Raw genomic sequence first — 22,887 nt, 5'->3', positions numbered from 1 at the left:
ATGTCGGAGCGCCGATCACCCTGTCGGGACTCGGCAGGGCGCGAGGGTGGCGTACGGATGGGCAAGCACGTCGGCGCTGCGTACGCCACTTGCCTGCAGCACGTGCTCGAGCAGATCGCGCATCGCCGCCAGGTCGGGCGACTGCAGGAAGGCGCCGGCATGCGCGGCAGCGGGCGGCGGCATCGGGGTTTTCGAGCGGGCTGCGGGCGGCAGCCGGTTCATGTCCAGCCGATGGAGCATGCGTTGCGCACAGGTCGCGAGATTGGCGCGTACCTGTGCTTCGTCGCCGTGCAGGAAGCCGGGCGGGAAGGCGGTGTTCTCGGCATGACACTGGCTGCACTGGCGCAGGAAGGGCTGCAGGTCGGCGGGCCAGTGCGTCGTGCGGGACCGGGTGACATCGGCCATCAACGCGGGTGGAGGCGCTGCGGCGGCGGGCGGGGCAGGAACGTCCTCGCCGAGCCCGCGTAGCAGCGGCGCGAGCAGGGCCATCCGGCGTGCCGGGCCGCCCGTCAGCGCATCGTCCTGACCGGCGACATTTGCCTGCGCGAGGGCCTCGACGGCGTGCCCGAGCGGCTCGAGGTCATCGACGAGTTCGAGGGCTGCCACGACCGCTTCGGCCGCGCCCGGCGACCCCGGCAGGTGGGCGCTGCCGCCGTCGCCACCGAGCCGCAAGGTGGTGATGGCTTCCCCGGTGCTGGCGCGGATCGGACCCCCCGCCCTGGCAGTGAGCGCGAAGCGGATCGGCCAGCCGGATGCCGGGTCGTGGTCCTTCGCGATGGCCAGCGTCACACCGGTGTGCGCGCTCGACCCGGACAACTGGAGACGGTCGAGGATGCCGTCGGCGCTGCGCCCGCCGTCGAGCCTGATGCGCGCCTGCAGCCGGACCTCGGATCCGCGCGCGCAGTCGAGGTCGAGCCGCGTTGCGTCGGTGGCCCGGCGCAGGGTGCAGCTCAGGTCGATCTCCCGCGCTGCAGGCTGTGGCATGCGCGCGAGGGCGCGCTCGATGCGAGCAAGGTCGGCGCGCGAGAACAGCGTCCCGAGCAGGTGGATGAAGCGCATCACGTCGCCCGGGTCGCGTCCGCGCCAGTGCTCGATCGGCGCCCGCAGCGCGAGCGGATCGAAGACCGCCGGAATGTCCGCATAGCGCACGAGCTCGGCATCGCTCGGGGGCGCAATCCCGCCCTCGATGCCGGCGAAGGGCTGGCGGTTGGGGATTTGCGGATCGGGAATGACGAGGCCGTCCGGCCAACGCGCCTGCCAGTTGGCGAGCAGCGGATCCACCAGGCGGTTCGTGGCATCCGCGCGCGCGACCGGCGCCCCGGTGCCGATCAGCCGCTGGCGCAGCGCGTGCAGCAGCGCCTGGGCACGGCAGTCGATGCCGGCCTGCGGGGTGGCGAGGGCGCAGCCGTCCCGCCACAGGCGCTGGGCCACGCCGAGGCGATTCGCTCGTGCGCTCGCGGCGTCGATCGCTTCAGGCACATCGACGCCGTGACGCCAGGGCAGACCCTGATAGTCGAGGCCGGTCGCAGCCAGGCGTGCGGCGACCGGCGGGCTGGCGCTGGTCTCGTCCCACGACGGGCGCGAGAAGATCGGCGCCTCGTTCTGGTGGCAAGCGAGGCAGAGCGTACGGTTCGCGGCGACCACCCGCGGCGTTGCCCCGGCGCGGTAGTCGAGCACGAGCTGGAACTCGAAGCGACCCGCATCCTCGTTGTAGCTGATCACCTCGAGCGCCTCGGCACGTTCGTGGTGCGCGACGTACAAGCGGTCCTTCAGGTAGAGGTGTCCCGCGGGTGCGTCGCTTGCCGGCTCACCGGTGACCGCGGCCACCACACGCGGAAAACGGAAGGCATCGACGTCTCCTGCGGCGTGGCGCTGCAGCGAGCGCCCGAGCGGGATCAGCACGATCGCCAGTCCGCCGTTCGGGTCCTCGCCATCGAGCTGCGCACGCACGCGTTGGAGCAGTGCGGGGAACGGGAAGGGCACCTGCTGCGCGCCGTTCGCCCCGCGCTCGAGCAGGCGATCGAACAGCGACCGCCCGTGCGGCGACGGTGCGCGGTCGACCTCGGCGGCATTGGCCGGAGCCATGAACACGCTGCCGAACAGCGCGCCCAGCAGCACCGGGAGCACATGGCGGGAGACAGGACGAGACAGTCTCATGCTCGTTCCCCTGCGCGATCTTGCGGGCCGCGGACGCAGCCGCCGCCCGCAAAACCACGCGCGGACCGTTCTCAGCCACCCCCTGCCGCGGCGGCGATCAAGCGCTGCTGGGTGCCGCTCCAGCAATCCTGATCGACCTGGCCGGTCTTCAGGAACGCTTCGCGACTCGCCGCGATCATCTGCGCGTTGTGGAGGACGAAGTTCACCACGAAGGCGCGGTCCATGTAGGCCCGACCAAGGTAGAAGCCCGGGTAGACCATGCGGATCTCGTCGCGGATCGCGAAGCCGTTGCGGCCCGCGAGCAGGTCGGGCATGCGCCGGTAGCCCGGCAGTTCATCGGTGAAGGCGTAGTCGATGATGATGGATTCGCGCCGGCCGTCGAGCAGGCTCTGGCCGCAGTAGAGCTTCGCCGGGAACAGCAGCCACTGGTCCTTGCCGCCGACATTGAGCTTCTGCAGCGGGGTGTCCGCGCTTTCCTCGACGAGGCCGAGCTTGCGCAAGGTGGTGAGATCCTCGATGCGGTTACGCAGCAGGCGCTCGTCGCGGTAGAACACCTTGCCCTTCCACAACATCTCGCCAACGAGGTCGAGCTTGCCGCCCGCCACATTGACCAGCAAGCCCTTCAGGCCGCCGCCGGCGATCTCGGACAGGCGCAGCTTGCCGCTGCCACCGCGCGGGAAGAACAGGTCGCCGTCGAACGCGCCGTCGGGGATCGGCCCGGCGCTCAGGCGCGCATAGATCTGGTCGACCTGCTCCTGGTCGAGCTGCGCGATGTTCTGCGGCGTGATCTTGTACAGGTCGGCCGTCGACAGCGGATGGCGATGTTCCAGCCAGGCGAAATCGGGCTTGCCGGCATAGCCTTCGGCATGCGGGGCGAAGGCGATCTCCGGCGCCCGCTCCCCGTCGTCGTCGAACAGGCCGCATCCCGTAACCGCCATGGCGGCCAGCATGCAGACGGCGAGCGCCCCAAACGGCCAGTGCGAGATCCTTGTCATGATGAAGTCCCCCATGCTCAAAGCGTTGCGAGGAAGGCGATCAGGGCGTTCTTGTCGGCCTCGGACAAGTCCTCGCCAAAGCGGTGGCCCGCGTTCTCGACCTCGGCGGTGCAACTGCTGTACACCTGCTTGATCAGGTAGGGGCGCGCGCGCAGCGCCTCGACCAGGCCGTTCGGCTTACCGGTCACTTCCCGCGCGACGGCCTGGAGGTCGGCAAGCACCTTCCTCGCGCTCTCCTTGCCCAGGCGCTTGGCGAGGCTGCGCTCGAGCTCGTCGGGCGCGGTCTTCGCGCGCACGAGATCGACGATGAAGGCCTTGTGCTGGAAGTTGCCCAGCGTGCCGGCGGTCACGCCGCGGCCGTCGATCTCGCTCGGGATCGTCAGTTCGAAACCGAGCAGGCGTTCCTTGTCGGTGCCGTCCCATAGCCGCGGGCCGAGGCGCAGGGTCACGTCCTCGTTCAGCAGCGTCACCTTGGGGATGCGCTGGGCGGGATTGAGCAGCGCCTGCATCGACAGGGTGTACAGCTTGAATCGGCCTTCGACGCTCGGGTCGTACTCGAAGCAGGCGGGCTGGCGCTCGGCGGGCAACAGCTTGACATTGCTCGCATCGACGTAGCGCGGACGCTGGGCATAGAAGTCGTTGGCGGCGTTGTGCGGTTTGCCGCAAAGCTCGGGGCCGAGCGCGTTGTTGTGCAGGAAGGGGGCGTGCGCCCACAGGTTGAGCAGCGAGATGTTGCGGTAGTGGCCGCGGCCACCGTCGCCGGGTTCCTTGACGTTGGGGTCGGGCGGCTGTGCGCGCAGGGTTTCGGAGCCGTATTCCTGCCAGACGTGGCCGGCCATGTGGTTCGAGTGCAGGGCGCGGCAGCGGAAGGTGCCGACCTCGGACACTGCGGTGGGGCCATCGTTGCCCAGCCAGTCCTCGCGCAGCCCCGTCTTGAGGTCGAGCTTGTGGAAATCGAGGCCGGCAAGCTGGCCAGTCGCGGCCGCGGGCTGACTCGAGTGGCAGCGTGCGCAGCCATTGGCGAACACTTCACGGCCACGCGCGACCGCACCCGCTCCGAACGTGCGTTCGAGATCGGCGATCAGGTCCTGATCGGTGTAACGCGCGCCGGGGTTGGCAACCCGCAGCGTGTTCTCGCGTGCCTCGCGCAGGTCGGTGGCATGGCCTTCGGCCGACATGAAGAAGTCGAGAATGTTTCCCAAGCGGTCCTCGACGGCGCGGAAGTTCGGGCAGTCCCGCCTACACTGGCCGATGTCGAAGGGCGTCTGGCCAAAGCCGCGTTGTTGCGGATCGAGCTGGCGCAGGTCTGCAAGGTGATTGACCCAGCACTGCTCCGAGCACGAGCCGATGTTGAAGTACACGCGCTGGATGGCTTCGAGCGCGCCGATCGAGTCCTCACCGCCCTTGAGGATGTGGTGTACGGCTTCCTTGTGCAGGGACTTCTCCCAGCATTTGCCGTTGCGGCCCGGCTCGCACCAGCACCGGGTCTCGTCGACGCCCTTGGCGCAGGAGGCGGTCTTGCGCCACTTGATCACGGACTCGTTGGCGAAGGTCGGACGCTTGGCGAGATTGATCAGTGCGTTGATCGTGCCGGGATTGTTGACCTGGTCGGTCGGGATCGCCGAGGTGTCGCTGGTTCCCGGCCTGGCATGGGCGAACATCTGCCATTCGAGGGTGTTCGATGCCATGCCCGAGACCATGATCTCGGAGACGCGCGTGTATTGGTTGCCGATCAGCCCCTTGATGTTCTCCCATGCCGGGCGCGCCGGGTCAGCCGGGGGGTTGAGCGGATCGAAGGCGATGTGGCAGGAACCGCAGGAGGTGCCGATCAGGAAGGGGGGCTCGATGGCACCGTCCTGGAGGTGGGAGCGGGCCGCCTCGCCCCGGCCGCCGGCGGCGGCGATCGGCCGGTTATAGCCTTCCCAGGTGCCCGGGCTGCCGTTGAGCTTCAACCAAGCTGCGCGGTCGAAGCGCGGGTTCGGAAACTTGCGGATGCCCAGTGCGCCGGTCGAGGTGCCGAAACGCAGGTCGCAGGCGTCGTGGCGCTGGTCGGCTGGGCCATGCACATCGCCGGGCTTCAGCGCTGCATCGCGGAAGTCGCAGGCCGGATCGCGGTAGCCGCTGCGCCCGACATGGGGGAGGAGTTCCTCGTCGCCCGGACACCAGTCGAGACCGTAGGTCTCGTCCAGGCTCTTCGCCGGGCAGTCGGGGCTGCCGGGCACGCAGCAGGCCGGATCGTTGATGATGCCCCAGGCGCGGAAGCGGTCGCCGCGCTCGTCGCTGCGCAGCACGCGGAACCAGTCGATCAGCACGCCCACCCGCTGCTGGAACACGTAGGTGTGGAAGCGCTCGTTGCCGGCAGTGGCCTTGAACCAGATCAGCCGTCCGGCGCATTCGGACTCGTTCAAGCCTTCCCGCGCGCAAGCCTCGTAATATGGGAGGTCCTGGGCATGAATTCTTGCCGGCGTCGACGCGGGCGAGGCGGCGGGCGCATCAGCGATTGCCAGGGGAAGGGGCGGGGCGAGCATGGCGGCAATGAAGACAACGGCCGCCAACACCACCTGCGATGATGGACGCATCATGTTCGTTCTCCTGCTCTGTCGGATCGGCAGGGACGAAGGCATCCGAAGCGGACACCCGCAGGGACGCGCTGTGCAGATCGTCGGGCACAACTGCACCCGCGCTCTGCGCTTTGCGCAGCGAAGCTCTCTGTCGGTTCTGGGCGCGCATTACCGCGTGTCCGCGGCGCGCGCTCCATTCATTTGTGGTACTTCCGTGATAGCAGGAAAGCGGGCATTTGCAAACCGTGCGCTGCGTTTGTGGCAAGCGCCCGGATGGCAAGACGCCCCGCGGGCAGAACCGGCGGGGCGTCTTTCGTTCGAGCGGCCTGAGATCAGGACGCGTCGGCCTTGGCAGCGCGCTTGCGGTCGGTTTCCTTCAGGTGACGCTTGCGCAGACGGATGTTCTTGGGCGTGATTTCGACCAGCTCGTCGTCGGCGATGAACTCGATCGCAGATTCCAGGGTGAGCTGGATCGGCGTGATCAGGCGCACGGCTTCGTCGGTACCCGAGGCGCGCACGTTGGTGAGCTGCTTGCCCTTGATCGGGTTGACCACGAGGTCGTTGTCGCGGGTGTGGATGCCGATGATCATGCCTTCGTACAGCGCCTCGCCCGGGCTGACGAACATGCGGCCACGGTCCTGCAGGTTCCACAGCGCGTAGGCCACCGCGTCGCCGTCGTTCTGCGAGATCAGCACGCCGTTGCGGCGCTCGGCCATGGCGCCGGCCATCGGGCCGTAGTCGTCGAAGACGTGGCTGGCGAGGCCGGTGCCGCGCGTCATGGTGAGGAACTCGCCCTGGAAGCCGATCAGGCCGCGAGCCGGGATGCGGTATTCGAGGCGCACGCGGCCCCTGCCGTCCGGCTGCATGTCCTGGAGTTCGCCACGGCGACGGCCGAGCTCTTCCATGACGCTGCCCTGGTGGTCTTCCTCGACGTCGACGGTGAGCATCTCGTACGGCTCGCACTTCACGCCGTCGATTTCCTTGTACACCACGCGCGGGCGTCCCACCGCCAGCTCGTAGCCCTCGCGGCGCATGTTCTCGAGCAGGATGGTGAGGTGGAGTTCGCCACGACCGGAGACCTCGAACACGTCCGAGTCGCCGGTGTAATTGACGCGCAGGGCGACGTTCTTGAGCAGTTCCTTTTCCAGGCGCTCGCGGATCTGGCGGCTGGTGACGTACTTGCCCTCGCGACCGGCCAGCGGCGAGGTGTTCACCATGAAGTTCATGGTCAGCGTGGGCTCGTCCACCGCGATCGGCTTCATGCCTTCCAGACACTCCGGGTCGCACAGGGTGACGCCGATGTTGACCTGCTGGATGCCCGCGATCAGCACGATGTCGCCGGCCTCGGCCAGCTCGGAGGGTTTGCGCTCGAGGCCCTCGAAGGTGAGGATCTGGCTGACCTTGCCCTTGCCGCGGTTCTCTTCGCCGTACATGACGACGACTTCCTGGTTCGGGCGCACGCTGCCGCGCTTGATGCGACCGATGCCGAGCTGGCCCATGTAGGTCGAGTAGTCGAGCGAGCAGACCTGGATCTGCAGCGGGCCGTTGGCATCGACTTCCGGCGCGGGCACGTGCTCGAGGATGGCTTCGAACAGCGGGCGCATGTCCTTGCGCTCGTCGCCCTCGTTGATGACTGCGAAGCCGTTGAGGCCGGAGGCATAGATCACCGGGAAGTCGAGCTGTTCCTCGGTGGCGCCGAGCTTGTCGAAGAGGTCGAAGGTGTGGTTGATGACCCAGTCCGGGCGTGCGCCCGGGCGGTCGATCTTGTTGATGACGACGATCGGCTTGAGTCCCAGCGCGAGCGCCTTGCGGGTCACGAAGCGGGTCTGCGGCATCGGACCCTCGACGGCGTCGACCAGCAGCAGCACGCTGTCGACCATCGACAGGACACGCTCGACCTCGCCGCCGAAGTCGGCGTGGCCCGGGGTGTCGACGATGTTGATGTGGGTATCGCCATACTGGATGGCGCAGTTCTTCGACAGGATCGTGATGCCGCGTTCCTTCTCGATGTCTCCCGAGTCCATGACGCGTTCGGCGACCTGCTGGTTTTCGCGGAAAGTGCCGGACTGGCGCAGCAGTTGATCGACGAGGGTGGTCTTGCCGTGGTCGACGTGGGCGATGATGGCGATGTTGCGAATGGCGCGGGACATGGAGGAGGGCGGCGAAGTCTTTGAAAGGGCGAGGATTCTAGCACGTGCTGTGGCAGCGCAGCATGGATTTCTGAGGGGCGTGCTAGAATCGCGCGCCTCAGCCAAAGGAGGTCTCTTCACCATGCTCGCGATCATCGGCGGCAGCGGACTCACCCAACTGTCGAACATGGAGATCGAGCGCCGCGAGGTCGTGCGCACGCCCTACGGCGAGCCCTCCGGCGCACTCGCCTTCGGGCGCGTCTGCGACGAGCCGGTCGTCTTCCTCGCGCGCCACGGCTACGGCCACACCATCCCGCCGCACCTGGTCAATTACCGCGCCAACATCTGGGCGCTCAAGCAGGCCAAGGCCACCGGCATCGTCTCGGTGGCCTCGGTGGGCGGCATCCGCGCCGACCTGGCGCCGGGCACGCTGATCGTCCCGAACCAGATCATCGACTACACCTGGGGGCGCAAGAGCACCTTCTTCGAGGGCGGCGACACGCCGGTGCGCCACATCGACTTCACCGAGCCCTACGACGAGACCCTGCGCCACCGTCTGCTCGCGGCGATCGCCGCGGCCGGCGACAGCGCGATGGATGGCGGGGTGTACGCGAGCACGCAGGGCCCGCGCCTCGAGACCGCGGCGGAGATCGACCGCCTCGAGCGCGACGGCTGCGACATCGTCGGCATGACCGGCATGCCCGAGGCGGCGCTGGCGCGCGAGCTCGAGCTGCCCTACGCGGCGATCGGGGTGGTGGTGAACTACGCCGCGGGGCGCTCGTCGAGCGCGCACGGCATCCACTTCGACGACATCGAGCTGGTGTTGCAGGAGTCCATGGTGCGCGTGCGCGCCGTGCTGGAGGGGCTGTGCCATGTCTGATCGACCGGTCGAGGAGCGCGATGCGATGAAGCGGATCGAGAGCGGGTTCGAGCACGTGCTGTTCACCAGCCGCTGGCTGATGGCGCCGGTGTATTTCGGCCTCGTGCTGGCGATGGTATTGCTGCTGGTGAAGTTCTCCAAGGAGCTGTTCGGGCTGTTCGCGCAGATCTGGAGCGCCTCGGGCAGCGAGCTGATCATCGGCGTGCTGTCGCTGGTGGACGTGGCGCTGATCATGAACCTGCTGATCATCATCATGTTCAGCGGCTACGAGAACTTCGTGTCCAAGATGGAGGACCTGCACACCCACCGCGACCGCCCGGAGTGGATGGGACACATCGGCTTCTCCGACCTCAAGCTCAAGCTGATCGGCTCGATCGTGGCGATCTCCGGGATCGAACTGCTCAAGGCCTTCATGAACGCCCACAACCTCACCGACCGCCAGCTCGGCTGGATGGTGGGCATCCACGTGACCTTCCTGTTCTCGGGCCTGCTCTACGCCGCCATGGACCGCCTGGCGGGGAAGGGGCACTGAGCGCGCCGCGAGCGCATCCGGAGCGCGCCACGAGCGCGGCTAGACCTGCAGCCGCTCCAGCAGCTCGCGCTCGATCCTCAGCACCTGCGCGTCCTGGTTGAGCACGTTGCCGGTGAGCAGGAAGGTGTCCTCGACGCGCTCGCCCAGGGTGGCGATCTTGGCGGTGTGCAGGCGGATGCCGTGCTCGGCGAGCACCGCGGCGACGTCGTAGAGCAGGCCGGGGCGATCGGCGGCGGTGAGCGAGAGCACGTGATGGCGGCCGGCCTCGTCGGGACGGATGCTGACCTCCGGGCTGATCGGGAAGTGCTTGACCTGCCTCGACATTCTCCCGCGACTCGGGCGCTCGGGCAGCCCCGGTTTCTGCAGGCGGGCGGTGAGCTCGTGCTCGATCAGGATCACGATGTCGCGGTAGGCGGCCTGTTCGCCCGGGTCCTGCAGCATGAAGCTGTCGAGCGCGTAGCCGTGGCGGGTGGTGTGCACCTTGGCGTCGACGATGGTGAAGCCCATGCGCCCGAAGAAGCCGGTCAGGCGCACGAAGAGGTCCTTCTGGTCGCGGGTGAACACCATGACCTGCACGCCGTCCTCGTCCTCGGCCACGCGCGCCTTCACCACCGGCTCGTCGGATTCGGTGCGGTAGTACAACAAGCGGGTGTGCCAGGCGATCTCCTCGGCGGAGTGGCGCATGAAGTACACCGGGTCGAGCCGGGCCCACAGCGCGTCCTCGACGCCGGGGCGCAGGCCGTGGAAGCGCAACTGGCGGCGGGCGTCCTCGAGGCGGCCGTCGAGGCCGAGCGCCTCCTTGGCGGTGGCGCCGCGCAGCAGGCGCTGGGTGGCGAAGAACAGATCCTCGAGCAGCTTGCCCTTCCAGCCGTTCCACACCTTGGGGCTGGTGCCGCGGATGTCGGCGTGGGTGAGCAGGTAGAGCGCGACCAGGCGACGCTCGTCGCGCACGACGTCGGCGAAGCGCTGGATGACCTCGGGGTCGGAGGTGTCTTCCTTCTGTGCGACCCGCGACATCGTGAGGTGTTGCTCGACCAGCCACACGACCAGTGCGGTGTCGTTCACGTCCATGCCGTGCTGGGTGCAGAATTCGCGCGCGTCGGCCATGCCGAGCGTGGAGTGGTCGCCGCCGCGGCCCTTGGCGATGTCGTGGAAGAGCGCGGCGACGTAGAGCAGCCAGTGGCGCTCGAAGGCCATGATCAGCCGTGTCATCAGCGGGTATTCGTGCGCGTGCTCTCCCATCGTGAACCGGCGCACGTTGCGCAGCACCATCAGGATGTGCTGGTCGACCGTATAGACGTGGAAGAGGTCGTGCTGCATCTGGCCGACGATGCGCCGCCACGCCGGGATGTAGCGCGACAGGATGCCGTACTCGTTCATCTTGCGGAACACCCGCACGATACCGCGGCGCTGCTGCAGGATCTGCAGGAAGAGGACACGGTGCGCGGGGTCGGCGCGAAACGCGGCATTAACCTGATTGCGGTGGATCCACAGCGCGCGCAGGGTGCGCGCCGTCATGCCCTTGAGCTCGGAGCGCTGCTGCAGCAGCAGGAAGCATTCGAGCAGCGCGGAAGGGTGGCGCTCGAAGACGTCCTCGTCGCGGATGTCGAGCAGCTCGCGCACGACCTGGAAGCGCGCGTTGACCACGATCGCGGCGCCGCGGTCGGGGAAGATCACGCTGCCGTAGTTCTGCAGCAGCACGGTGTTGAGCTGCATCACCATCTTGGCGGTGACGTAGTAGCGCTGCATCAGCACCTCGGAGGCGCGCCGGGTGGGCGTGGCCTCGATGCCGAGGATGCGGGCGAGCTTTTCCTGGTGGTCGAAGAGCAGGCGGTCCTCCGCGCGCCCGGTGAGATGATGCAGGCGGATGCGGATGTGCTGCAGGAAGCGCTCGATCGCGCGCAGTTCGCCGGCTTCGCTGCCGGTGATGAGGCGGTGGCGGGCGAGGTCGCGCCAGCTGTGGCCAAGCCCGGCCGCGCGTGCGATCCAGCCCAGCATCTGCAGGTCGCGCAGCCCGCCGGGGCTCTCCTTGCAGTTGGGCTCGAGGGCGTAGGGCGTGTCGTTGAAGCGGGCGTAGCGTTGTTCCTGCTCGAGCAGCTTGGCCTTGTAGAAGGCGCGCACGTCGAGCGCTTCGCGGTAGCGCGCGCTCAGCTCGGCAAACAGCGCCGGGTCGCCGGCGAGCAGACGCGCCTCGAGCAGGTTGGTCTGCACGGTGATGTCGTCGGCGGCGGCGATCATGCATTCGTCGACCGTGCGCACCGCATGACCGACCTCGAGCCCGCAGTCCCACAACGCGCCGACCAGCGCCGACAGGCGCGCCTTCAGCGCCTCGTCGGGCGGTGTGGATAGCAGCACGAGCAGGTCGACGTCCGAGGCGGGGAAAAGCTCGCCGCGCCCATAGCCGCCCACCGCCACGAGCGCGGCGGAGGCGGGCATCGCGCACGCCGTCCACAGGCGGACGAGCTCGTGATCCACCAGTCGAGCGCGGCCCTTGAGCAGGATGGAGGTCTGCGGCCGCCCCTGATAGGCGTCGCGCAGCTGCGCCGTGCCCTCGACGAGACGTTGGCGTGCCGTGGTGGCAAGGGTGTGCAGCTCGTCGGTGAGGGCGTCGTTCATGTGCGGGCCTGCGACGGATTCTTCAGCCAGCCGTTGCGAAACGGGCAGCGACGAGCTCGGGCGGGGGCGGGCACCCGGCGGAAAGGGTGAGCACCTCGACACCGGTCTCGGTGACCACCACCGTGTGCTCCCACTGCGCCGACAGGCTGCGGTCCTTGGTGACGATGGTCCACCCGTCGGGCAGCTCGGAGATCGCCGCCTTGCCGGCGTTGATCATCGGCTCGATGGTGAAGATCATGCCGGGCTCGAGCGTGGGGCCGGTGCCGGCCTTGCCGTAGTGCAGCACCTGCGGTTCCTCGTGGAACTTGCGCCCGATGCCGTGGCCGCAGAACTCGCGCACCACCGAGAAGCCGTTGCCTTCGGCGTGCTTCTGGATCGCGGCGCCGATGTCGCCAAGGCGGCCGCCGGGCTTGACGGTGGCGATGCCCAGCCACATGCACTCGTAGGTGATCCGCGTCAGGCGGCGGGCGACGATGCTGCACGCCGAGTCGCCGCCGAGCAGGAACATGCGGCTGGTGTCGCCGTGGAAGCCCTCCTTGATCACCGTAATGTCGAGGTTGACGATGTCGCCCTTCTTGAGCGCCTTCTCGCCCGGTACGCCATGGCAGACCTGGTGATTGACCGAAGTGCAGATCGACTTGGGGTAGGGCTTGTAGCCGGGCGGTGCGTAGTCGAGCGGGGCCGGGATGGTGCCCTGCACGTTCACCATGTAGTCGTGGCAGAGGCGGTCGAGCTCCCCGGTGGTCACGCCGGGGACAACGAACGGCTCGATGTAGTCGAGCACCTCGGCGGCGAGCCGGCAGGCCACGCGCATCTTCTCGATCTCTTCGGGGGTCTTGATGACAATGCTCATTGTTGTGTGTTCTGTGTCGGGGCGGGAAAGCGGGAAGGCTATCGCAAGCGCCGCGCCGCAGCAAACCCGGTATCCGCGCAAACCGCATGCCAACCGATGCCTTCGCCATTTCCGCGGCGGGTACCCGCGAGGCTTGTGTCGGCCTGGGTTTCAATCCGCTTCAGCCTTGAGCACGATGCGGCCGGCGTGATAACATCGTGGGCTTGTCTGCATGTGCAGGCAAAATCCGCACGCCTTGCGGCACAGGGTCCTTCCGGGGCCTGCTCGACATCCTGCGTTCCGGCTCCGGCCGGGACGGGGACGCGCAAATCCCGGGGGGCAGCGTGGTGAACCGGTTTCCCGGTCGCCCATCCGCGAGGCGGAGGTTCAACCCTTGTACAGTTTGGAGCAACACATGTCCGTCACGATGCGTCAGATGCTGGAAGCCGGCGTCCACTTCGGTCACCAGACCCGCTTCTGGAACCCGCGCATGGCCCCCTACATCTTCGGCCAGCGCAACAAGATCCACATCGTCAACCTCGAAAAGACGATGGCGAAGTACAACGAAGCCATGGAGTTCGTGCGCAAGCTCGCCGCGAACCGCGGCAACATCATGTTCGTCAGCACCAAGCGCCAGGCGCGCGAGATCATCGCCGAGGAAGCCCAGCGCGCCGGCATGCCCTACGTCGACGAGCGCTGGCTCGGCGGCATGCTGACCAACTTCAAGACCGTCAAGCAGTCGATCAAGCGCCTCAAGGAAGTCGAGGCGATGATGGAAGACGGCTCGATCGAGCGCCTGTCCAAGCGCGAGGCGCTGACCGTGCGCCGCGAACTCGAGAAGCTGCAGAAGTCGATCGGCGGCATCAAGGACATGGGCGGCCTGCCCGACGCGCTGTTCGTCATCGACGTCGGCTACCACAAGATCGCCATCACCGAAGCCCAGAAGCTCGGCATCCCGGTCGTGGCCGTGGTCGACACCAACCACTCGCCCGAAGGCGTGGACTACCTGATCCCGGGTAACGACGACTCCTCGCGCGCCATCCGCCTCTACGCCCGTGGCGTGGCCGATGCCGTGCTGCAAGGCCGCAGCCAGGTGCTGCAGGAAATCGTCGATGCCGGCGGCGACGAGTTCGTCGAGGTCGAGGAAGAAGGCTCGCAGGAACAGGCCTGATCCTCAGCGAAGGGGGCCCGCGGGGCCCCTTTTGCAATCCGGGTGGCGCTTGCGAATCCCGCAACGTGCGCCCCGCACAATTCCCGATGTCGCGCCGATGGCCCTCCGGTGCGCTGCGCGGCATCCGCGTTTCGAATGTCAAACCGAACCTATTCAGGAGCTAGCATGGCGGAAATCACCGCAAGCATGGTCAAGGAACTGCGCGAGAAGACCGACGCGCCGATGATGGAATGCAAGAAGGCGCTGGCCGAAGCCGCCGGCGACATGGGCAAGGCCGAAGAGATCCTGCGCGTCAAGCTCGGCAACAAGGCCTCCAAGGCTGCCGCCCGCATCGCCGCCGAAGGCGTGGTCGGCATCGACATCTCGGCCGACGGCAAGCTCGGCTCGATCATCGAGGTCAACTGCGAGACCGACTTCGTCGCCAAGAACGACGACTTCCTGGCCTTGGTGCAGAACTGCGCCGGCCTCGTCGCCGCCAAGAGCCCGGCCGACGTCGCTGCCCTGTCGGCGCTGCCGCTGGGCGAGGGCACCGTCGAGTCGACCCGCACCGCGCTGGTCGGCAAGATCGGCGAGAACATGTCGATCCGCCGTTTCGCCCGCATCGAGGCCAAGGGCAAGCTGTTCTCCTACATCCACGGCGGCGCCAAGATCGGCGTGCTGCTGGACGTGGTCGGCGGCGACGAGCAGCTCGGCAAGGACATCGCGATGCACATCGCCGCGTCCAAGCCGAAGGCGCTCGACGCCTCGGGCGTGTCGCAGGACCTGATCGATGCCGAGCGTCGCATCGCGATCGAGAAGGCCCGCGCCGACAACAAGCCCGAAGCGATGCTGGAAAAGATCGCCGACGGCACCGTGCAGAAGTTCCTCAAGGAAGTGACCCTGCTGGCCCAGGTCTTCGTGAAGGCCGAGGACGGCAAGCAGACCATCGAGCAGCTGCTCAAGGCCAAGGGCGCCTCGGTCGCCGGCTTCACGCTGTTCATCGTCGGCGAAGGCATCGAGAAGAAGGTCACCGACTTCGCCGCCGAAGTGGCCGAACAGGCCGCCGCTGCCGCCAAGAAGTAAGGAGAAGAACGTGTCCGCCGCCTACAAGCGCATCCTGCTCAAGCTCTCCGGCGAAGCCCTGATGGGCGACGACGCCTACGGCATCAACGAGGAGGTCGTCAGCCGCATCGTGTCCGAGGTCGCCGAGATCAGCCGTCTCGGTGTCCAGGTCGGTGTGGTGATCGGCGGCGGCAACATCTTCCGCGGCATGAAGGGCGCGGCCTCCGGCATGGACCGCGCCACCGCCGACTACATGGGCATGCTGGCCACGGTGATGAACGCGATGGCGCTCGCCGACGCGATGCGACGCATGGGGCTCGAAGCGCGCGTGCAGTCCGCGCTGCGCATCGACCAGGTGGTCGAGCCGTACATCCGCGGGCGCGCGATCCGTCATCTCGAGGAAGGCCGCGTGGTCATCTTCGCGGCCGGTACCGGCAACCCCTTCTTCACCACCGACACCGCCGCGGCGCTGCGCGGCGCCGAGATCGGTGCGCAGATCGTTCTCAAGGCGACCAAGGTGGACGGCGTCTATACTGCGGATCCGAAGAAGGACCCGCAGGCGCAGCGCTACCATCGCATCAGCTTCGACGAGGCGATCGGGCGCAACCTGCAGGTGCTCGACTCGACCGCGTTCGCGTTGTGCCGCGACCAGAAGCTTCCGATCAACGTGTTCTCGATCTTCAAGCCCGGCGCGCTCAAGCGTGTGGTGATGGGCGAGGACGAAGGCACGCTGGTCCATTCCTGACCTCCGGAGAGGGCTTGCATGATTTCCGAACTCAAGAAGAACATCGAGCAGAAGATGCTGAAGTCGGTCGAGGCGCTCAAGACCGACCTCGCCAAGGTGCGCACCGGCCGCGCCCACACCGGCCTGCTCGATCACGTGATGGTCGAGTACTACGGTTCTATGGTGCCGGTGAACCAGGTCGCCAACATCACCCTGATCGACGCCCGCACGATCGGCGTGCAGACCTGGGAAAAGCCGATGCTCGGCAAGGTCGAGCGCGCGATCCGCGACAGCGACCTCGGCCTCAACCCCGCGAACATGGGCGAACTGCTGCGCGTGCCGATGCCTGCGCTCACCGAGGAGCGCCGTCGCGACCTCACCAAGGTGGTGCGCCACGAGGGCGAGACCGCCAAGGTGGCGATCCGCAACCTGCGCCGCGACGGCAACCAGCAGCTCAAGGATGCGGTCAAGGACAAGGCGATCTCCGAGGACGACGAGCGTCGCGGCGAGGACGAGATCCAGAAGCTCACCGACCGCTATGTAGCCGAGATCGACAAGCTGCTCGCCCAGAAAGAGCAGGAACTCATGCAGATCTGATCCGCGTGCGCGGATCGGCTGTATCGTCAACGGGCACGACAGGAGGCGGAGCATGATCGGAGGGCTGTTCAGGAGTTCCACCCGCGACATTCCCGACGTCTCGCAGGTGCCGAAGCACATTGCCGTCATCATGGACGGCAATGGGCGCTGGGCGCGCAAGCGCATGCTGCCTCGCGTCGCGGGGCATGCGCGCGGTGTCGAGGCGCTGCGCGCCACCGTGCGCGGCTGCGTCGATCGCGGGGTGGAGTACCTCACCGTGTTCGCGTTCAGCTCCGAGAACTGGCGCCGCCCGCAGGACGAGGTTTCTTTCCTGATGCAGCTCTTTCTGAAGTCGCTGCAGAAGGAGATCCGCCGCATGCACGACAACGACATGCGCTTCCGCGTGATCGGGGACCTCTCGAAGTTCGATCCGCGGCTGGTGGACATGATCCGCGAGGCCGAGACGCTCACCGCCGGCAATGGCGGACTCAACTTCACCGTCGCGGCCAACTACGGCGGTCGCTGGGACATTCTCGATGCGATGTCGCGCCTGATGGCGCGCGAACCGGGGCGCCTGGAACGCTTCACCGAAGATGAGATCGCCTCCGAGCTGTCGATGAGCTTCGCGCCGGAGCCCGATCTCTTCATCCGCACGGGTGGCGAGAAGCGCATCAGCAACTTCCTGCTCTGGCAGCTCGCCTATACCGAGCTCTACTTCACCGACGTGCTCTGGCCCGACTTCGACGACGGTGCGCTCGGGCAGGCCATCGGCTCCTATCAGGGGCGGGAGCGGCGCTTCGGCCGCACCAGCGAGCAGCTCAAGGCCGACGCCGGGGAATAGGGCCTCCATGCTCAAGGATCGCGTCCTCACCGCAATCGCCTTGCTGGTCGGCCTGCTGGCGGCGGTGTTCCTGCTGCCGGCATCGGTCTGGCTCGTGCTCTGCGCAGTCTTGTGCGGTGCGGCGGCGTGGGAGTGGGGCGCGCTCGCCCGCTTCGAGCGCGGGTTGCGCGTGTCCACGGCGGTCGCCTTTGCCGCCGCATCCGCGTTCCTGGGTTGGAGCGCGGGGCTGGGCAGCGGCGAGCTCGGCGGTGCTGCGGCCGTGGTGCCGCTCTATGTCTTCAGCGCGTTATTCTGGATCTTCGTCGTGCCGATGTGGCTGCGCGGCAAGTGGGCCTTGTCCAACCCGATGCTGGCTTCGCTGGTCGGCTTCGTCGTGCTCGTGCCGACCGCGCTGGCAATGATGCAGCTGCGCACGATGGGCCCCGGGGTGCTGCTCGGAACCATGGCCGTCGTCTGGGTGGCCGACATCGCCGCCTATTTCAGCGGCCGCGCCTTCGGCCGTCACAAGCTGGCCCCGGCGATCAGCCCGGGCAAGACTTGGGAGGGCGCCGCAGGTGGCGTGCTGGCGGTGCTGGCCTTCGGCTTCGGCGTGCTCGCGATGCGCGGCGCGGAATTCGAGGGCGGCGCGCCGGTGATCGCCGGCGTCCTGCTGGCGTGGACCGCGGTGAGCATCGTCGGCGACCTCTTCGAGTCGCTGCTCAAGCGTCAGGCCGGCCTCAAGGACAGTGGCAACATCCTGCCCGGCCACGGCGGCATCCTCGACCGCATCGACAGCCTGACGTCGACGCTCCCGCTCGTGGCGCTCGGCGCGGTGTGGCTCGCGCGCTGATCCTCCACGGCTTCCGCCGTGCTCCTTCCGCAACGGATTCTCCCCATGCCTGACCCCGCACCGCAGCGCCTGACCGTCCTGGGCGCAACCGGCTCGATCGGCCAAAGCACGCTCGATGTCGTCGCCCGTCACCCCGACCGTTTCGAGGTCTTCGCGCTCAGTGCGCAGCGCCAGGATGACAAGCTGCTCGAGCAGTGCCTGCGTTTTTCGCCGCGCTTCGCGGTGATGGGCGATGCGACCGCTGCCGAACGCCTGCGCGCGGGATTGCGCGCAGCGGGTCGCGACACCGAGGTGCTATGCGGTGAAGAGGCGCTCGAGCGTGTCGCCGCCGCCGACGAGGTGGCCATGGTGATGGCCGCGATCGTAGGCGCGGCCGGCCTGCGCCCGACCCTGGCCGCCGCGCGCGCGGGCAAGAAGGTGCTGCTGGCCAACAAGGAGGCCCTGGTGCTGTCGGGCCGCTTGCTGATCGATGCAGTGGCCGCAAGCGGGGCGGTCCTGCTGCCGATCGACAGCGAGCACAACGCGATCTTCCAGGCCCTGCCCGCCGGCTACGCGCGCGAACCCGCGCGCGCCGGCGTGCGCAGGGTGTTGCTGACGGCCTCCGGCGGCCCCTTCCGCACGGCGCCGATCGATTCGCTCGCGAATGTCACCCCCGAGCAGGCCTGCGCCCATCCCAACTGGGTCATGGGACGCAAGATCTCGGTCGACTCCGCGACCATGATGAACAAGGGCCTGGAGGTCATCGAGGCGCATTGGCTGTTCGGCGCCCCGGCGGACATGATCGAGGTGGTCGTGCATCCGCAGAGCGTGATCCACTCGATGGTCGACTACGCCGACGGCTCGGTGATCGCACAGCTCGGCAACCCCGACATGCGCACCCCGATCGCCAACGCCATGGCCTGGCCCGAGCGCATCGACGCGGGTGTGCGCCCGCTCGACCTGTTCGAGATCGCCCGCCTCGATTTCGAACGTCCGGACTTCGCCCGCTTCCCCTGCCTGAAGCTGGCCTTCGACGCGCTGCGCGCCGGCGGCACGGCGCCCGCCGTGCTCAACGCCGCCAACGAGGAGGCGGTCGCCGCCTTCCTCGACCATCGCATCGGCTTCCTCGACATCGCCGCCGTGATCGCAGCGAGCCTGGAACGCAGCCGGCCGGGCGCGGTCGATTCGCTGGAGGCGGTTTTGGCCGCCGACGCGCACGCCCGCGAACTCGCGCGGGACGAGATCTCCCGACTTCGCCGCGACCGATGACTCTCTTCGATTACCTGGTTCCCTTCGCGCTTGCCCTCGGCCTGCTCATCCTCGTCCACGAACTCGGCCACTACCTCGTGGCACGTTGGTGCGGGGTCAAGGTGCTGCGCTTCTCGATCGGCTTCGGCAAGCCGCTGCTGCGCCATACCGCCGGCAGCGACGGCACCGAATGGGTGCTCGCCGCGTTCCCGCTCGGCGGCTACGTCAAGATGCTCGACGAGCGCGAGGCGCCCGTAGCGGCACCCGAGCTGCACCGCGCCTTCAACCGCCAGAGCGTGTATCGGCGTTTCGCGATCGTCGCCGCCGGGCCGCTCGCCAACTTCCTGCTCGCGATCGCCCTCTACTGGGGCCTCTTTGTCGGCGGCACCGAGGAACTCAAGCCTCGCGTGGCGTTGTCCGACACGCCGGCGATCGCGCAGGCGGCGGGGGTGCGCGAGGGCGACCTCGTGATCGCGGTGGACGAGGAGCCCGTGCGCAGCTGGCAGGACCTGCGCTGGGTGCTGCTGCGCCACGCGCTCGACAACCGCGAGGTGGTGCTGCGCGTACGCACCCTGGAGGACGTCGATGCCTTCCGCCGCATGGATCTCTCGGGCGTGGCGATCGACGAGGGCAACACCGACCTGATCGCGCGCCTCGGCCTGCGCCCCTGGCGTCCGGCGCTTCCGGCGGTGATCGGCAGGATCGCGGATGGCAGCGCTGCCGAACGTGCGGGACTGCAGGTCGGGGATCGCGTGCTGGCGATCTCGGGCACGGCGGTCGCGGCCTGGGCCGACCTCGTGCGCCTGGTGCGCGAGGCGCCCGGACGCGCGCTCGACTTCGAGATCGACCGTGCGGGCGGGGTGGTAGGGCTTGTGGTGACCCCGGACGCGGCCGAGGAGGGCGGGGCGCGGATCGGCCGCATCGGCGTGGGGGTGGGCGAAGCCGCGACGGGCGGCATCGAGATGTTCGGCGAGATCCGCTACGGTGTGCTCGAAGGCCTCGCGCGCGCGGTTCGGCAGACCTGGGAGACCAGCGTGCTGAGCCTGAAGATGATCGGCCGCATGCTCACCGGCGAAGTGTCCTGGAAGAACCTCTCCGGACCGGTCACGATCGCCGACTATGCAGGTCAGACCGCCCAGCTGGGCTTGGCGCACTACCTCAAGTTCGTGGCCTTGATCAGCATCAGCCTGGGGGTCCTGAACCTGCTGCCCATCCCGGTTCTGGATGGGGGGCACTTGTTGTACTATACGGTCGAAATCATCAAGGGCGGTCCGATCCCGGAGCGCATCATGGAGGTCGGTCAGCAGATCGGCCTCGCCCTCCTGGTGATGTTGATGGCATTCGCCTTCTACAACGATCTCAATCGTCTTATTTCCGGCTGAACTCCCGCATGAATCGCAAGCTCCTGCCCGGGCTCCTGGTGGCCCTTTTTGCCGCAGCGCCGGCCCTCGCCTTCGATCCCTTCGTGGTCAAGGACATCCGCGTCGAGGGCATCCAGCGCACCGAGGCGGGCACCGTGTTCAACTACCTGCCGGTCCGCGTCGGCGAGACCTTCACCGAGGCGCAGGCCGCCGATGCGATCCGCGCGCTGTTCGCCACGGGTTTCTTCAGCGACGTTCGCATCGAGACCGAAGGCAACGTCATCGTGGTGGTGGTGGACGAGCGCGCAGCGATCGCCGACATCACCTTCGACGGGGTCAAGGAGTTCGACAAGGACGCGCTCAAGAAGGGCTTGCGCGAGGTCGGCCTCGCCGAATCGCGCATCTTCGATCGCTCGTTGCTCGAGCGCGCGGAGCAGGAACTCAAGCGCCAGTACCTCTCGCGCGGCAAGTACGCGGCCACGGTCACGACGACCGTCACGCCGCTCGAACGCAACCGTGTCGGCATCAACTTCAAGGTGGACGAGGGGGGCGTGGCCAAGATCCGCCAGATCCGCATCGTCGGCGCGAGGGCTTTCGAAGAAGAAGATCTCCTCGACGAGATGCAGCTCACCACGCCCGGCTGGTTGACCTGGTACACCAAGAACGACCAGTACTCCCGCCAGAAGCTCTCGGCCGACCTGGAGACCTTGCGCTCCTGGTACCTGAACCAGGGCTACCTCGACTTCAACATCGACTCCACCCAGGTCTCGATCACACCGGACAAGCAGGACATCTACATCACGGTGAACATCACCGAGGGCGAGAAGTACACCGTCACCGGCGTGCGCTTCACCGGCGACCTGATCCTTCCCGAGGCCGAATACCAGGCGCTGACGAAGATCCGACCGGGCGAAACCTTCTCGCGCGAACGCCTGACGGAGACCACCAAGGCGATCACCGACCGCCTTGGCAACGAGGGTTATGCCTTCGCCAACGTCAATGCCGCGCCGGAAGTCGACAAGGTCAAGCGCGAGGTGGCCTTCACCGTATTCGTCGATCCGGGTCGGCGGGTTTATGTGCGCCGCATCAACGTCGGCGGCAACACCAAGACGCGCGATGAGGTGGTGCGCCGCGAGATGCGCCAGATGGAAGGGGGCTGGTACGACGCGGCGGCGATCAACCGCTCGCGTACGCGCATCGACCGCCTCGGCTTCTTCGACGAGGTGACCGTCGAGACGCCGGCGATACCGGGCACGACCGACCAGGTCGACGTGAACTTCACCGTCAAGGAACGCCCGACCGGAAACCTGATGCTCGGCGCCGGTTTCTCCAGCTCCGAGAACATCGTGCTGTCGGCGTCGATCTCGCAGCAGAACCTGTTCGGCAGCGGCAACGCCCTGACGCTCGGCCTCAACACCAGTCAGTCCAGCCGCACGCTCGCGCTGTCCTTCACCAACCCCTACTACACGGTGGACGGCATCAGCCTGGGTTGGGACCTGTACCACCGCACCTACGACGCCGACGAACTCGACTCGGTGTCGCCGTACAAGACCGTCTCGACCGGCGCCGGCATTCGGCTCGGCTGGCCGATCGCGGAAGACGACCACGTTAACTTCGGGCTCACCGCCGACCGCACCGAGATCACCACGTACAACGCGAGTCCGCTGCTCTACAAGGATTTCTGCAAGGAAAACGGCCTCGACAACCCCAGCGGCGTCGGCGACTGCACGGTTGACAGCCTGCTGTTGACCGTCGGCTGGTCGCGCGACGGTCGCGACAGCTTCACCTATCCCCGCAGCGGCGTGTATCAGCGTGTCTATGGCGAGGTCACCGTCCCGGTTGGCGATCTGCGTTACGGCAAACTCGGCTACCAGTACCAGCACTGGTTCCCGATCGGAACCGACTACGCCCTGATGCTCAACGCGGACGTCGGCTACGCCAAGGGCTTCGGCGGCAAGGACGTACCCTTCTACAAGAACTACTACGTCGGCGGCATCGGCTCGGTACGCGGCTTCGACCAAGGCTCGGTCGGCCCCAAGTACAAGGATACCGACGGCGACATCAGCTCGACCGGCGGCACCCGCAAGGCCGTCGCCAACGCCGAGTTCTTCTTCCCGATGCCGGGCGCGGGCAAGGACCGTTCCTTCCGCATCTCGGCCTTCCTCGATGCCGGCTACGTCTGGGGCAGGGACGAAGAACCGCTCGGCGGCGGCACTTTCGTGGATCAGAACATCCGTTTCAGCGATCTGCGCTACAGTACCGGCTTGGCATTCTCGTGGAGCTCGCCGATCGGCCCGTTGAAGTTCAGCTTCGGCCATCCGCTCAAGAAGGAAGAGAACGACGAGATCCAGCGGTTCCAGTTCCAGCTCGGCAGCGTGTTCTGAGCTGCGGGCGAAACAGTTTCATCCGGAGGCA

Annotated in this window: 17 protein-coding genes; 11 read left to right on the top strand and 6 right to left on the bottom strand. The window is 67.4% G+C overall.

Annotated elements, in window-relative coordinates; all coding sequences use genetic code 11:
• Positions 1 to 15: 15 nt before the first annotated feature.
• From PO78_RS09570 to typA, 4 genes are all read right to left on the bottom strand, one after another.
• Complete coding sequence (locus PO78_RS09570; RefSeq protein ID WP_043743419.1) at positions 16 to 2,157, bottom strand: hypothetical protein; 2,142 nt, start codon at positions 2,155 to 2,157, stop codon at positions 16 to 18.
• A 71-nt stretch (positions 2,158 to 2,228) separates the two neighbouring features.
• Positions 2,229 to 3,152: a hypothetical protein gene (locus PO78_RS09565; RefSeq protein ID WP_012585412.1), complete on the bottom strand. Its 924-nt coding sequence runs from the start codon at positions 3,150 to 3,152 to the stop codon at positions 2,229 to 2,231.
• A 17-nt stretch (positions 3,153 to 3,169) separates the two neighbouring features.
• Positions 3,170 to 5,560: a cytochrome c gene (locus tag PO78_RS09560; RefSeq protein ID WP_231570671.1), complete on the bottom strand. Its 2,391-nt coding sequence runs from the start codon at positions 5,558 to 5,560 to the stop codon at positions 3,170 to 3,172.
• A 485-nt stretch (positions 5,561 to 6,045) separates the two neighbouring features.
• On the bottom strand, positions 6,046 to 7,863 hold the full coding sequence (gene typA, locus PO78_RS09555) for a translational GTPase TypA (protein WP_004301400.1): 1,818 nt from the start codon (positions 7,861 to 7,863) through the stop codon (positions 6,046 to 6,048).
• Between the two features lie 121 nt (positions 7,864 to 7,984).
• On the opposite strand from typA, the gene PO78_RS09550 reads away from it, so the two are divergent.
• Positions 7,985 to 8,722 carry an S-methyl-5'-thioinosine phosphorylase gene (locus PO78_RS09550; RefSeq protein WP_004301402.1) on the top strand — a complete coding sequence of 246 codons (738 nt, stop codon included), beginning with the start codon at positions 7,985 to 7,987 and terminating at the stop codon, positions 8,720 to 8,722.
• Positions 8,723 to 8,747: 25 nt separating this feature from the next.
• The gene (locus PO78_RS09545) at positions 8,748 to 9,254 is read left to right on the top strand and encodes a TIGR00645 family protein (RefSeq protein ID WP_004301404.1); all 507 of its coding nucleotides are present in this window, start codon (positions 8,748 to 8,750) and stop codon (positions 9,252 to 9,254) included.
• 39 nt (positions 9,255 to 9,293) lie between these two features.
• On the opposite strand, the gene PO78_RS09540 is transcribed toward PO78_RS09545, so the two are convergent.
• Positions 9,294 to 11,870, bottom strand: a complete 2,577-nt coding sequence (locus PO78_RS09540) for a [protein-PII] uridylyltransferase (protein ID WP_012585410.1) — start codon at positions 11,868 to 11,870, stop codon at positions 9,294 to 9,296.
• 22 nt (positions 11,871 to 11,892) lie between these two features.
• Complete coding sequence (map, locus tag PO78_RS09535; protein ID WP_004301410.1) at positions 11,893 to 12,723, bottom strand: type I methionyl aminopeptidase; 831 nt, start codon at positions 12,721 to 12,723, stop codon at positions 11,893 to 11,895.
• Positions 12,724 to 13,117: 394 nt separating this feature from the next.
• Between map and rpsB the strand changes: the two genes are divergently transcribed.
• From rpsB to bamA, 9 genes are all read left to right on the top strand, one after another.
• A complete protein-coding gene (gene rpsB, locus PO78_RS09530) occupies positions 13,118 to 13,873 on the top strand; it encodes a 30S ribosomal protein S2 (RefSeq protein ID WP_004301412.1) in 756 nt (251 codons plus the stop codon).
• A 165-nt stretch (positions 13,874 to 14,038) separates the two neighbouring features.
• Positions 14,039 to 14,935 (top strand): translation elongation factor Ts, encoded by an 897-nt coding sequence (gene tsf, locus PO78_RS09525; protein WP_012585409.1) that lies wholly within the window; start codon positions 14,039 to 14,041, stop codon positions 14,933 to 14,935.
• A 10-nt stretch (positions 14,936 to 14,945) separates the two neighbouring features.
• Positions 14,946 to 15,659 (top strand): UMP kinase, encoded by a 714-nt coding sequence (pyrH, locus tag PO78_RS09520; protein ID WP_004301415.1) that lies wholly within the window; start codon positions 14,946 to 14,948, stop codon positions 15,657 to 15,659.
• An 18-nt stretch (positions 15,660 to 15,677) separates the two neighbouring features.
• The gene (frr, locus tag PO78_RS09515) at positions 15,678 to 16,235 is read left to right on the top strand and encodes a ribosome recycling factor (protein WP_004301417.1); all 558 of its coding nucleotides are present in this window, start codon (positions 15,678 to 15,680) and stop codon (positions 16,233 to 16,235) included.
• Between the two features lie 52 nt (positions 16,236 to 16,287).
• A complete protein-coding gene (gene uppS / locus PO78_RS09510; protein WP_004301418.1) occupies positions 16,288 to 17,055 on the top strand; it encodes a polyprenyl diphosphate synthase in 768 nt (255 codons plus the stop codon).
• Between the two features lie 7 nt (positions 17,056 to 17,062).
• Positions 17,063 to 17,884, top strand: a complete 822-nt coding sequence (locus PO78_RS09505; protein ID WP_004301420.1) for a phosphatidate cytidylyltransferase — start codon at positions 17,063 to 17,065, stop codon at positions 17,882 to 17,884.
• 45 nt (positions 17,885 to 17,929) lie between these two features.
• Complete coding sequence (ispC, locus tag PO78_RS09500) at positions 17,930 to 19,132, top strand: 1-deoxy-D-xylulose-5-phosphate reductoisomerase (RefSeq protein WP_004301423.1); 1,203 nt, start codon at positions 17,930 to 17,932, stop codon at positions 19,130 to 19,132.
• Entirely contained in the window at positions 19,129 to 20,493 is a 1,365-nt protein-coding gene (gene rseP, locus PO78_RS09495; protein WP_004301425.1) for an RIP metalloprotease RseP, read from the top strand. The genes ispC and rseP overlap by 4 nt, the downstream gene beginning before the upstream one ends.
• A gap of 8 nt (positions 20,494 to 20,501) precedes the next feature.
• Entirely contained in the window at positions 20,502 to 22,856 is a 2,355-nt protein-coding gene (gene bamA / locus PO78_RS09490) for an outer membrane protein assembly factor BamA (protein WP_004301427.1), read from the top strand.
• The last annotated feature ends 31 nt before the right edge of the window (positions 22,857 to 22,887 follow it).

Origin of the sequence: Thauera sp. SWB20, assembly GCF_000831325.1 — a bacterium.
GTDB classification, from domain to species: Bacteria; Pseudomonadota; Gammaproteobacteria; order Burkholderiales; family Rhodocyclaceae; genus Thauera; species Thauera aminoaromatica.
This window is presented reverse-complemented; position numbering and strand designations above follow the sequence as displayed.

Coding starts and splice junctions, on each gene's coding strand:
- PO78_RS09570 (WP_043743419.1), bottom strand. CDS start 2,157: ATGAGACTGTCTCGTCCTGTCTCCCGCCATGTGCTCCCGGTGCTGCTG.
- PO78_RS09565 (WP_012585412.1), bottom strand. CDS start 3,152: ATGACAAGGATCTCGCACTGGCCGTTTGGGGCGCTCGCCGTCTGCATG.
- typA (WP_004301400.1), bottom strand. CDS start 7,863: ATGTCCCGCGCCATTCGCAACATCGCCATCATCGCCCACGTCGACCAC.
- PO78_RS09550 (WP_004301402.1), top strand. CDS start 7,985: ATGCTCGCGATCATCGGCGGCAGCGGACTCACCCAACTGTCGAACATG.
- PO78_RS09545 (WP_004301404.1), top strand. CDS start 8,748: ATGAAGCGGATCGAGAGCGGGTTCGAGCACGTGCTGTTCACCAGCCGC.
- PO78_RS09540 (WP_012585410.1), bottom strand. CDS start 11,870: ATGAACGACGCCCTCACCGACGAGCTGCACACCCTTGCCACCACGGCA.
- map (WP_004301410.1), bottom strand. CDS start 12,723: ATGAGCATTGTCATCAAGACCCCCGAAGAGATCGAGAAGATGCGCGTG.
- rpsB (WP_004301412.1), top strand. CDS start 13,118: ATGTCCGTCACGATGCGTCAGATGCTGGAAGCCGGCGTCCACTTCGGT.
- tsf (WP_012585409.1), top strand. CDS start 14,039: ATGGCGGAAATCACCGCAAGCATGGTCAAGGAACTGCGCGAGAAGACC.
- frr (WP_004301417.1), top strand. CDS start 15,678: ATGATTTCCGAACTCAAGAAGAACATCGAGCAGAAGATGCTGAAGTCG.
- uppS (WP_004301418.1), top strand. CDS start 16,288: ATGATCGGAGGGCTGTTCAGGAGTTCCACCCGCGACATTCCCGACGTC.
- PO78_RS09505 (WP_004301420.1), top strand. CDS start 17,063: ATGCTCAAGGATCGCGTCCTCACCGCAATCGCCTTGCTGGTCGGCCTG.
- ispC (WP_004301423.1), top strand. CDS start 17,930: ATGCCTGACCCCGCACCGCAGCGCCTGACCGTCCTGGGCGCAACCGGC.
- rseP (WP_004301425.1), top strand. CDS start 19,129: ATGACTCTCTTCGATTACCTGGTTCCCTTCGCGCTTGCCCTCGGCCTG.
- bamA (WP_004301427.1), top strand. CDS start 20,502: ATGAATCGCAAGCTCCTGCCCGGGCTCCTGGTGGCCCTTTTTGCCGCA.